Origin of the sequence: Streptomyces sp. KR55, from assembly GCF_052245645.1 — a bacterium.
GTDB lineage: Bacteria > Actinomycetota > Actinomycetes > Streptomycetales > Streptomycetaceae > Streptomyces > Streptomyces flavusporus.
In genome coordinates this window covers 1-9,930 of sequence record NZ_JBQQCE010000369.1, presented here as the reverse complement: position 1 = coordinate 9,930, position 9,930 = coordinate 1, and the positions used below count along the sequence as shown (strand labels likewise).

The window sequence follows — 9,930 nt, the reverse complement described above, 5'->3', positions numbered from 1 at the left end:
GTGGGTCGTCACCCCGCGTGGTCGCGTCCCCGAAGGCGTCGACCAGGTCCGCCTGGTCGACGAGGACGCCGCCGCTCAGGACCGCCACCGTGCGGATCAGGGTGGCGAAGTCGGTGAACGGGTCGCCGTCCACGACCGTGAGGTCGGCGAGCTTGCCCTCCTCCAGGGTGCCCAGGTCGGCCTCGGCGTCGAAGACCCGCGCGGGCAGCAGGGTGGCGGTGCGCAGCGCCTCGGCCGGTGACAGGCCGGCGCGGTGCAGTGCGCGCAGGGCCAGGTGCAGGTGCAGTCCGACCGGGACGAGCGGCTGGTCCGTGCCGAGCGCGACCAGTCCGCCGCCCGCGAGGATCCGCCGGTAGACGTTCAGCTCCCTGTCCAGAGTCGCCAGTTGGGCGTCGGTGGGCGGCTGCCCGGCCTGCTGCCGTACGAGCGCCGTGTCCCACGGCGGCATGAGCGCGGTGACACGCGGGTCGTCCGCAAGCGCGGGGTCGGCGCCGAGCAGGGGCAGTGCCGTGAACGGGGTGGCGACGAGGTGGAATCCGACGCGGGTGTAGATCTCCTCGACGTCCTGGTAGGAACGCCCCGTCGCGGAGGTCGCGTGCCCGGACTCCAGGCGTTGGGTGGCCTGGAGATGGGTCGTCAGGTCCTGGCCCAGCTGCACGCCCGGAGTGCACAGATGGCTGCCGCTGCGCACCCCGAGCCGTGCGTGCCCGAAGTCGGCGGCCTCCTTCATCACCCAGCCGGGGGCCCTTACGTACGTCTTTACGAAGTCCCAGTCCAACGCGGCCCCACGCTCCAGCGAGCGGCGCAGGCCCTCGCGGGTGCGGTGGGCGCGGCCCATGCTGTAGGCGACCCGCGCCCCGTCGAGCAGTTCGCCGGTGGTCAGCAGCCGAGGCCCGGCGAGGGCACCGGCTGCGACCGCCTCCCGGATACGGGCCTGCTCGTAGGCGAACCCGCCCAGCGAGACGGCCGTCGTGATGCCGTACGCCAGTTGGAGCGTGGTCTGGCGGCCGCCGTAGGTGGTCTGCCAGGGATGCGTGTGCGCGTCCCACAGGCCCGGGATCACGGTGCGGTCGCTCGCGTCGAGGTGGCGTACGGCCGGGCGGCCGGTGCGGTGTGGGGACACCTCGGCGATACGGCCGTCGTGGATCACGACATCGATGTCCTCGCGGACGTCCGATCCGGTGCCGTCCCAGAAGCGGCCCGCGTGCACGACCGTGTCGGCCGGCCGCGGTCGGCGGTAGTCGAGCGGGACGCGGACGGTTCGGGTCTTGCCGGTGGTGATGTCGATCAGGCGCAGGGTGCCCGCGGAGAGGTAGAGCAGGGTGCGGGCGTCGGCGGACCAGGACGGGTGGTCGGCGGGTTCGGTGGTGAGCGGGCGGGGTTCGCCGTCGGGGGTGCCGTCGGCGCGGACCGGCAGCAGCCACAGCGCCGACTCGGCGACGACGGCCATCCAGCGGCCGTCCGGGGACCAGACGGGGCCGGAGTCGTAGCGGTCGGAAAGCGAGGTGTGCGGGGCGAGGGCGTGCAGGGCGGCCGTTCCGGTGGTCGTGTCGACGACCCGGATGAGGTTGTAGCCCTCGCGGAAGCGCTGGTTGAGGCGGTTGCGGTCGCACAGGGCCACGTAGCGGCCGTCGGGCGACCAGCTGGGGCGGCCGGGCAGCCCGCCCGCGCCGAGCGGTGCGGCGAGGACCCCTTCGGTGCCGTCGGGCAGGTCGCGCACCACCAGGTTGCCGGACATGTCCAGGCAGGCCAGCCGCGTCCCGTCGGGCGACAGGGCGGGGAAGACGCGGCCGCCCCCGGCGAGCACGGTCTCCTCGCCGGAGCCGAGGTCACGGCGCCGTACGGCGAACAGGCCGTCGCGGTCGTCGGCGTACACCAGCGCCGTGCCGTCGGGTGTCCAGGTCGGCGCCAGCACATAGCGGGTGGCGGGGACTTGAAGAACCTTGCGCGGTGCGCGGCCCCCCGTGGTGTCGGCGGTCCACAGCGCGTTGAGCGCGGCGAAGACGACGCTGCGGCCGTCCGGTGACAGGGCGGGCAGGTGGAGCGCGCGGACGGGGCGGGCGTCGGCGCCGTCGAAGTCGTGGTTCTTGCCGCGGTAGCGGGGGCGGTCCACGGGCAGCGTGGCCGTGAACGGGATCTCCTCGCCGTCGCCGGGTGCGTCCGGGTCGACCAGGTGGAACTGGCCGTCGACCGTGAGGAGCAGACGCTCGCCGTCCGCCCAGCGGGGCGGCGCGGGGAGGACATCGCCCTCGACGGCAACCGGCTTCCCGTCCACCACGAGGGTGCAGGAGGCCGCGGGCGAGGCCGTGGTGCGCAGGAAGGCCAGGCGCCCGGCGGGCGAGACGGCAGGGGTCATGAGCTGGGCGCCGGAGTCGTCGATGTGCTCGGTGGCGACCGGGCCCGAGCCGTCGGCGGCCACCGACGCGACGGTGGTCGCGCGGAGGGTGCCCGTCGCGGTGACGGCCGCACGTACGAACAGGACCCGCTCACCGTCGGGCGACCATGTCGGGTCGAAGTCCTCCCAGGCGGCGTCCTGCCCGGCCCCCTGCTGGCCGGGGCGCCCGGTGAGACGGGTCAGTGCTCCGGTCCGCACATCCACGACCCAGATGCGGTACGGGGAGCCGGTAACTGTGTCGCCCCCGCGCTCGGAAGCGAACGCGATCCGGGTGCCGTCCGGCGACCAGGCCGGACCCCGGTCGTCCCACGGTCCGTCGGTGAGCCGTCGCAGCCCGGTGCCGTCGGGCCGCAGCGTCCAGAGGTGGAAGCCGCCACCGCGGTAGGCGCACACGACGAGACGGCTGCCGTCGGGCGAGAACTGCGGGCGGGTGGGTTCGAGGCCGGGCGGAGTGAGCGCGACGGCGGTGCCTCCGTCCCGCGGGACGGACCAGAGCACGTTCTGGACCTCGGCGACCAACCGGTCACCGGACGGGGCGAGGGTCGCGGAGCCGCCTGTGGCGGCGGTGAGGGAGAGGGTGGTCGTACCGGAGGCGGCGGCCGCGACCGGCGTGCTCACGGCGGCGAGGGCGGTGGCCGTGGCGCCGGCCTGGAGGAATCTGCGGCGGGAGAGCGGACCGGAACGGGGGGCGTCTGAGGTGCCTTCGATGTCCAAGGATGCTCCCAGTAGCAGGAGTTGGCGTGCGGGACAGGAGAGGGGCAACGTACGGGGCGGTGCCCGATTGCGGACCCCGCCCCGACGTATCTCGGCCGATCTTCACCCCTCAGCGCTTCTTGTACGCCGCGGTGACCTCGACCTCCACCAGCCAGCCCTTGACGGCCAGTGAGGCGACCTCCATCGTGGCCCGCGCCGGGCGGGCCTTGTTGGCGAGGAGCGGCGGCTTCGGGGCGGACGTACCCATGGGCACCGGCACGACCTGATGGGTAGTCAGGTCGATGTTGGCGAAATACTGCCGGTACGCGCGGTTCCAGCCCGCGTAGTCGGCGGTCTCGGCGCCGGGCGGCTTCATCAGGTAGCACTTCATCGTGATGACATCGGCCGGGGTGAGCCCCGCGGCCTCCAGGTTGGTCCTGATGTTGCGCAGCACGACCAGCGCCTGCGCCTCGGTGATCGTCACGCCTTCGGCCCCCTCGGTGAGGGACGGGTCGGTGTAGCGCTCCGGAGTCCCCTCCGGCGCCGAGGGGTTGAGCGCCGTGGGCCCGAGGCCGCTGCTCTGGTACAGGGCCACTTCCCCGCCCGTCGCCACGCCGTTCGCGATGGCCGGGTTGGACTGGCCGCCGGGCAGCAGGACGCGCACCTCCTTCGGGCCGGGCCACCAGCCCCGGGCGTCGGCGAGCGCGGTACCGCCCGTGAGGAGCGAGGCGGTCAGGACCGTACCGATGACAGCCTTCGTACGCCGGTTCATGCGGCCATCACCCTCTCGTGGATGTCGGTCACGACCTTGCGGGCCGAGCTGAACGCGCCGTGCTGCCAGGCGATCACGTGGCTGAGCCAGTCGCCGGCGAAGTACACGTGTCCGGCGGGCTGGTTGAGGAGCTTGTACTCGGGGCCGTTCTGCGAGGACCAGCCGACCCAGCCGCCCTCGATGTGCGGGGTGCGGTGCCAGGCCACGCTGAAGGAGTTGGCGAGTTCCGTGCGGTACTTCTCGCCGTGGATCTTCACACCGCGGTTCACCGCCCGCGCGAGCCGCTCCTCGTGCGGCAGGGCGCTGTACGCGAGGGCGTTGGCGCCGAAGTTGTAGTAGCCGATGAGGGTGCCGCGGCGGCCGAAGTAGCCGTAGGACGGGTACCAGATGGTGGCCAGGTCCGTGTCGGTGGGCGTGATACCGCCGTAGATGTGCTCGTCCGTCTCCCACCAGCGGCTGCGGTACTCCAGGCCGATCTTGCCGACGGGTGTCGAGACGGGGTACTTCAGTGCGGCGGTGACGTCCGTGCCGAGGTTGTGCTTGATGCGGGCCATGACCATGGGCGGTACGGCGGCCACGACGAAGTCGGCGTGCCGGGTGCGTGTGCGGCCCTGGGCGTCCTTGTAGGTGACGTCGGCGCCGTCGGCCAGGTTCTTGACCTCCAGCACTTCGGCGCCGTACGTGATCCGGTCCCGTCCGATCGCCTCGGCCAGGGCGTACGGGATGGCGTCCATGCCGCCCACCGGCTGGAACATGAGCATGGCCTGGTCGTAGCCGAGTTCGAAGGAGAAGCGCTGCCCGACGCCGCTGGCGATGACGTCCGACAGCGAGGGCACCGGCCCGAGCACCGTGCCCTCCTCGAAGGCGGCGCCGGGCTCGACGGAGTAGCCGCGCCGGTCGGTGCCGGTGTAGGCGTAGCCGTCCGCCTTGCCCTTGATGGCGCCGAAGTTCTGCAGGAAGGCGATCAGCCGCTCCTTGTCGGCGGCGGTGAGCTGTGCGTCCAGGGCGCCCTGGTCGGTGGCCTTGGCGAGCAGTTCGGAGACGTAGCCGTAGACGTCGGCCTTCGCGGTGCGCCAGCGGATCGGCTGTCCGGCGAGGGCGGCGCTGTTCTCGTGGTAGATGTACGCGTTGGCGTTCTGGTTGGTGAACACCTCGACGGGGACGCCGAGTTCACGGCAGTACTCGAGCGTGACGTGCGACTGGGGCAGCCGGGCGGGCCCGGCGTTCATGTACTGGCCCTTGGAGAACGACGCGGTCTGTTTCCGGCCGTCCAGATCGGTCAGGGTCGTGCCGCCGCGCACGGTCCAGTTGCGGCCGCCGGGCCTGTCCTTCGCCTCCAGGATCCGGCAGTCGTAGCCGGCCTTGCCGAGTTCGTACGCGGTGGCCAGGCCGGCGATGCCGCCGCCGAGCACCAGGACCTTCCTGGCACTGCGCCCGCTGAGCGCGAAGTCGCTCCTGCGCGGCGCCCGGTACTCCGCGGCCCGTACGTCCGGCACCGGCGCGAGGCCCAGCGCGCCCATCGCCGAATAGAGCACTCCCGCGCCGCCCGCGATCCCGACGGAACGCAGGAAGTCGCGCCGAGATGCCGTGGATCTCTCCGCAGCCATCCACTCCTCCTCACCCGCGCCCGCGATGCGGCCGCGGCGTCCGATCAACCCGGTCACGTGGGGGGTGAGTTGTTGCCGATGAGACCGGAGGTGCCAGATGAGCCTCGGTCAGGAGTGTTACGGCGCCATACCGATGACGTATCCGTGGCATGAGCATGCGAGCGACTGGTGCGCGCGCCCGGTCATGCCATGGGGACCGGCGTGGTGACGCGTGCGATCCGGCCGAGCGGGCACTCGGGGGGTATGGCCGAGGACGCAGCGGCGGCGCGTGGGCAGGGACGGAGCGGACACCGGTCGGTGCCGCACACGGCGGACGTGCGCATCGAGGCATGGGGAGCGAGTCGGGAGCGCTGCCTGGTAGAGGCCGTCCTGGGCATGGTGGAGGGCTTCGCCGACGTCTCCGGTGCACGGCCGACCGGCGAGGCCCGGCTGCGGCTCACCGAAGGAAGCGACGAGGACCTCCTGACCACGCTGCTGGACGAGGTCATCTTCCGGCTGGAGGTGTACGGCGAGGTTCCCGTCGGCGTGGCGGCCGAGGCGTCGGACGGCGGCCTCGACGTGCGGATGGCGGTGGCCCACCTCGAGGCGGTCGAGATCACCGGTGCAGCGCCGAAGGGCGTGTCGTGGGAGGACCTGCACATCGGGCCCGGTCCGTCCGGCTGGTCCTGCGCGGTCACCGTCGATGTGTGACGCGCCGGACGGTCACCCCTTGACCACACCCAGCGGAACCAGCCTGGCCACCGTGCGGGACAGTCCCGCGGCCTCGGTCACCGCCACCACCGCGCTCACGTCCTTGTAGGCCTCGGGAGTCTCTTCGGCCAGACCCCGCCATGACTTCGGGCGTACGGCGATACCGGCACGTTCCAGTCGGGCGCGCAGTTCCCGGCCCGTGACCGTGCGGGCGGCCCGGTGACGGCTCAGGGTCCGGCCCGCGCCGTGGCAGGCGGAGTGGAAAGCGTCGCCGACCGGCACACCCGCGAGGACGTAGGAGGCCGTGCCCATGGTGCCGGGGATCAGCACCGGCTGACCGAAGTCCCGCAGGTCCTCGGGCAGTTCGGGGTGGCCGGGCGGGAAGGCGCGGGTGGCGCCCTTGCGGTGCACGCACAGCAGGCGCGGTGTCCCGTCCACCGTGTGCGTTTCGATCTTGGCCAGGTTGTGGGACACGTCGTACACCAGGGACAGCCGCACACCTGCGACGCGGCGGAAGACCCCGCGTGCCGCATCGGACAGCAACTGGCGGTTCGCCCGGCCGTAGTTGGCGGCCGCGGCCATCGCGCCCAGATACGCCTGTCCCTCGGGCGAGTCGACCGGTGTGCAGGCCAGTTGGCGGTCGGGGACGGTGATGCCGTACCGGTTCATCGCACGGTCCATCAACCGGACGTGGTCGGTACAGATCTGGTGCCCGAGGCCGCGCGAACCGCAGTGGATCATCACGCACACCTGGCCGCGAGCGAGCCCGAAGGCGGTGGCGACCGGTTCGTCGTACACCTCGGCGACCTCCTGGACCTCCAGGAAGTGGTTGGCGGAGCCAAGGCTGCCGACCTGCACCAGGCCCCGCTCCCTGGCCCGCTCGCTCACCTGCGTCACATCGGCGTCCGCGACCGCCCCGCCGTCCTCGCAGCGGGTCAGGTCGCGCTCCTCGCCGTGGCCCTGCTCCACGGCGTACCGGGAACCGCCCCGCAGGATCCGCTCCAGCTCCTCCTGCCCGCTCAGCCGCCACACCCCTCCCGGGCCCGCACCCCGCGGAATCCGCCGGCCCAGGCCATCCATGATCGCGGGCAGCATCCCCCGCAGCCCCTGCCGGTCGCAGTCGGCCGCCAGCAGCCGTACCCCGCAGGAGATGTCGAAGCCGACCCCGCCGGGCGAGACCACGCCGCCCGTGTCCACGGCGGTCGCCGCGACCCCACCGATGGGGAAGCCGTAGCCCCAGTGGATGTCCGGCATGGCGTACGAGGCACCGACGATGCCCGGCAGCGTCGCCACGTTGGCCACCTGCTCCAGCGACTGCTCGGCATCGCTCAGCAGGTCACGGGAGGCGAACACCACGCCGGGCACCCGCATCCCCGCACGCGGGTCGATGCGGAAGCGGTAGGGGCGCTCCTCGACCAGTTCCATCGCTCGGTCTCCCTGACGCGAGAGTCAAACCCGTGAGTAACAGCTCGCGTGCACTCGCTTCACCCCGCACTGCCCGTGGCCGGCGGCGCGGGCACAGCCCGTGGGCCGTACAGCGCCTGGAGTACGTCGTCGTCGGTCAGCTGGTCGAAGTTCTCGTACCAGAGGCCCACGGCCATGAACGACTCGGGCCGGTGCAGGCAGACCACGTCGTCGGCCTCGCCCTGCAGCAGCTCGACCGCCTCCGGGGAGCCCACCGGCACCGCCAGCACCACCCGCCCGGGCGCCTCGCGGCGTACCCGGCGCAGCGCGGCGCGGGCGGTCGCCCCGGTGGCCAGTCCGTCGTCGACGACGATCACGGTGCGGCCCCGCAGATCCGAGGCTGGACGGCCGCGCCGGTAGCGCTGCTCGCGCCGCTGCACTTCCTGCCGCTCCCGTTCCACGATCCCGGCGACGTCGGTTTCGCTCAGGCCCAGGCTGTCGAGGGTGCGTTCGTCGAACAGCGGAGGGTCGTCCCCGGCGATCGCCCCGACACCCAGCTCCTCCTGGAACGGCGCCCCGATCTTGCGGACGACCAGCACGTCCAGCGGCGCCTCCAGTACCTGCGCGACCTCGCGGGCGACCACGGCACCGCCGCGGGGCAGGGCGAGGACGACGGGGCGCGGGAGAGCCCCCTCCTCCCGCAGGATGCGCAGCCGCTCGGCCAGGTCCCGCCCGGCCTGCCTACGGTCACGGAACTGCATGCGCTGCCCTGCCTTTCTTCTCGGTCCTCAGCCTCTTCCTTCAGCCCTTGCCCCCGATGGAGATGCGGCGGCGCTTGGCTTCACCCGACTTGGGCAGGCGGATGCGCAGGACACCGTCGTTCAGCTCGGCCTCGATCTTGTCGGCGTCGACGTCGCTCGGCAGGCTGGTGCGGTAGAAGAACCGGCCGCTGCGGCGGGAGAGGACGCGGCCCTGGTCCTCGTCCTTCATTTCGCCGGAGATCCGCAGCTCGTGATCGCCGACGTCGACGGAAATGTTCTCCCGCGGAATGCCGGGCAGCTCGGCCCGCACCTCGTAGGCGTCCTCGGTCTCGTCCTCCTCGACCAGCGGCACCCAGGGGCCGCCGACCCACGCGGGGGCCGTCCGCTGTTCGAAGAGGCGGCCCATGTCGCGCCACAGGTTCTCGAACTCGGACAGCGGATCCCAGTCGAACAGACCCCGCCGGCGCCATGCTTCCGGAGAGCCGCCGGTACGGTGCACTGGAAGATTCACGACGCACCTCCGTTCTCCACCTGCCCTGGTACGGGTATCCGCCGCCCGAGCGTCCACACGTCCCTGCCCGGCCGGTGTCGGACCGGCATGTGCAAGTCCGCCCGCAACGGGCACCCGGCCTGCGCAGGGAGGTGGTGAGGTATGGCAGCGCAGCAGCGTTCCGGCGGGACGGTGGCGCACCGCCTCATCGAGGAGCATCTGCTGGAAGGGCGCATGGTGCCGGGTGAGGAGATCGGCCTGCGGGTCGATCAGACCCTCACGCAGGACGCCACCGGAACACTGGTCGTCCAGGAGCTGGAGGCGCTCGGCCTGGACCGCGTGCGCACCGAGGTCAGCGTCCAGTACGTCGACCACAACCTGCTCCAGGCGGACGAGCGCAACGCCGAGGATCATGTCTTCCTGCGCTCGGGCTGCCGACGCTACGGCATCTGGTACTCCAAACCGGGCAACGGCGTCTCGCACCCCACCCACATGCAGCGCTTCGGCGTGCCCGGCAGGAGCCTGGCCGGCTCCGACTCGCACACCTGCGCGGCCGGTTCGCTGGGCATGCTGGCCATCGGCGTCGGCGGCCTGGAAGTCGCGCTGGCCATGGCCGGGCGACCGTTGTACCTGCGTATGCCCGAGGTCTGGGGCATCCGGCTGACCGGTGCCCTGCCCGACTGGGTCAGCGCCAAGGACGTGATCCTGGAGCTGCTGCGCCGCCACGGCGTCAAGGGCGGGGTGGGCCGGATTCTCGAGTACCACGGACCGGGCCTGGCGCGGCTGACCGCGATGGACCGGCACGTCATCGCCAACATGGGGGCCGAGCTCGGCGCCACGACCAGCGTCTTCCCGGCCGACGACGCCGTGCGGTCCTTCCTGCGCACCGAGGGCCGCGAGGACCACTTCACCGAGATCACCGCCGAGCCCGGGGCCCGCTACGACCTGGAGGAGGAGCTCGATCTGTCCGCCCTCCAGCCACTGATCGCCAAGCCCACCTCCCCCGGCAACGTCGTGCCCGTGCGCGAGGCGGCGGGCGAGCCGATCGGCCAGGCCGTGATCGGCTCCTCGGCCAACCCGGGCCTGCGCGACTTCGCCGTCGCGGCGGCCATGGTCCG

8 protein-coding genes are annotated in these 9,930 nt (G+C 72.4%); 2 read left to right on the top strand and 6 right to left on the bottom strand.

From position 1 onward, the window contains the following. The 3 genes from ACTWQJ_RS37825 to ACTWQJ_RS37815 form a co-directional block, all read right to left on the bottom strand. A partial coding sequence (locus tag ACTWQJ_RS37825) for an amidohydrolase family protein (RefSeq protein WP_443310966.1) occupies positions 1-3,109 on the bottom strand: 3,109 nt, incomplete at its 3' end. A gap of 109 nt (positions 3,110-3,218) precedes the next feature. Beyond that, positions 3,219-3,860 carry a Rid family hydrolase gene (locus tag ACTWQJ_RS37820; protein WP_443310965.1) on the bottom strand — a complete coding sequence of 214 codons (642 nt, stop codon included), beginning with the start codon at positions 3,858-3,860 and terminating at the stop codon, positions 3,219-3,221. Further along, positions 3,857-5,467: a flavin monoamine oxidase family protein gene (locus tag ACTWQJ_RS37815; protein ID WP_443310964.1), complete on the bottom strand. Its 1,611-nt coding sequence runs from the start codon at positions 5,465-5,467 to the stop codon at positions 3,857-3,859. The genes ACTWQJ_RS37820 and ACTWQJ_RS37815 overlap by 4 nt, the downstream gene beginning before the upstream one ends. A 243-nt stretch (positions 5,468-5,710) precedes the next feature. Here ACTWQJ_RS37815 and ACTWQJ_RS37810 point away from each other — a divergent pair, with 243 nt between their 5' ends. After that, complete coding sequence (locus tag ACTWQJ_RS37810) at positions 5,711-6,157, top strand: archease (protein ID WP_443310963.1); 447 nt, start codon at positions 5,711-5,713, stop codon at positions 6,155-6,157. Positions 6,158-6,169: 12 nt separating this feature from the next. Here ACTWQJ_RS37810 and ACTWQJ_RS37805 read toward each other — a convergent pair whose 3' ends face one another. From ACTWQJ_RS37805 to ACTWQJ_RS37795, 3 genes are read right to left on the bottom strand one after another with little or no spacing between them, the layout of a single operon-like run. Beyond that, positions 6,170-7,582 (bottom strand): RtcB family protein, encoded by a 1,413-nt coding sequence (locus tag ACTWQJ_RS37805; RefSeq protein WP_443310962.1) that lies wholly within the window; start codon positions 7,580-7,582, stop codon positions 6,170-6,172. 59 nt (positions 7,583-7,641) lie between these two features. Then, on the bottom strand, positions 7,642-8,322 hold the full coding sequence (locus tag ACTWQJ_RS37800) for a phosphoribosyltransferase (RefSeq protein ID WP_443310961.1): 681 nt from the start codon (positions 8,320-8,322) through the stop codon (positions 7,642-7,644). 40 nt (positions 8,323-8,362) lie between these two features. Next, a complete protein-coding gene (locus ACTWQJ_RS37795; protein WP_443310960.1) occupies positions 8,363-8,833 on the bottom strand; it encodes an Hsp20/alpha crystallin family protein in 471 nt (156 codons plus the stop codon). Positions 8,834-8,974: 141 nt separating this feature from the next. Between ACTWQJ_RS37795 and ACTWQJ_RS37790 the strand changes: the two genes are divergently transcribed. Next, positions 8,975-9,930: aconitase family protein (locus ACTWQJ_RS37790; RefSeq protein ID WP_443310959.1), on the top strand; the 956-nt coding region annotated here is incomplete at its 3' end.

Excerpts from the sequence above, each read along its gene's own strand:
- ACTWQJ_RS37815 (WP_443310964.1), bottom strand. The coding sequence starts at position 5,467 with ATGGCTGCGGAGAGATCCACGGCATCTCGGCGCGACTTCCTGCGTTCC.
- ACTWQJ_RS37820 (WP_443310965.1), bottom strand. The coding sequence starts at position 3,860 with ATGAACCGGCGTACGAAGGCTGTCATCGGTACGGTCCTGACCGCCTCG.
- ACTWQJ_RS37810 (WP_443310963.1), top strand. The coding sequence starts at position 5,711 with ATGGCCGAGGACGCAGCGGCGGCGCGTGGGCAGGGACGGAGCGGACAC.
- ACTWQJ_RS37800 (WP_443310961.1), bottom strand. The coding sequence starts at position 8,322 with ATGCAGTTCCGTGACCGTAGGCAGGCCGGGCGGGACCTGGCCGAGCGG.
- ACTWQJ_RS37805 (WP_443310962.1), bottom strand. The coding sequence starts at position 7,582 with ATGGAACTGGTCGAGGAGCGCCCCTACCGCTTCCGCATCGACCCGCGT.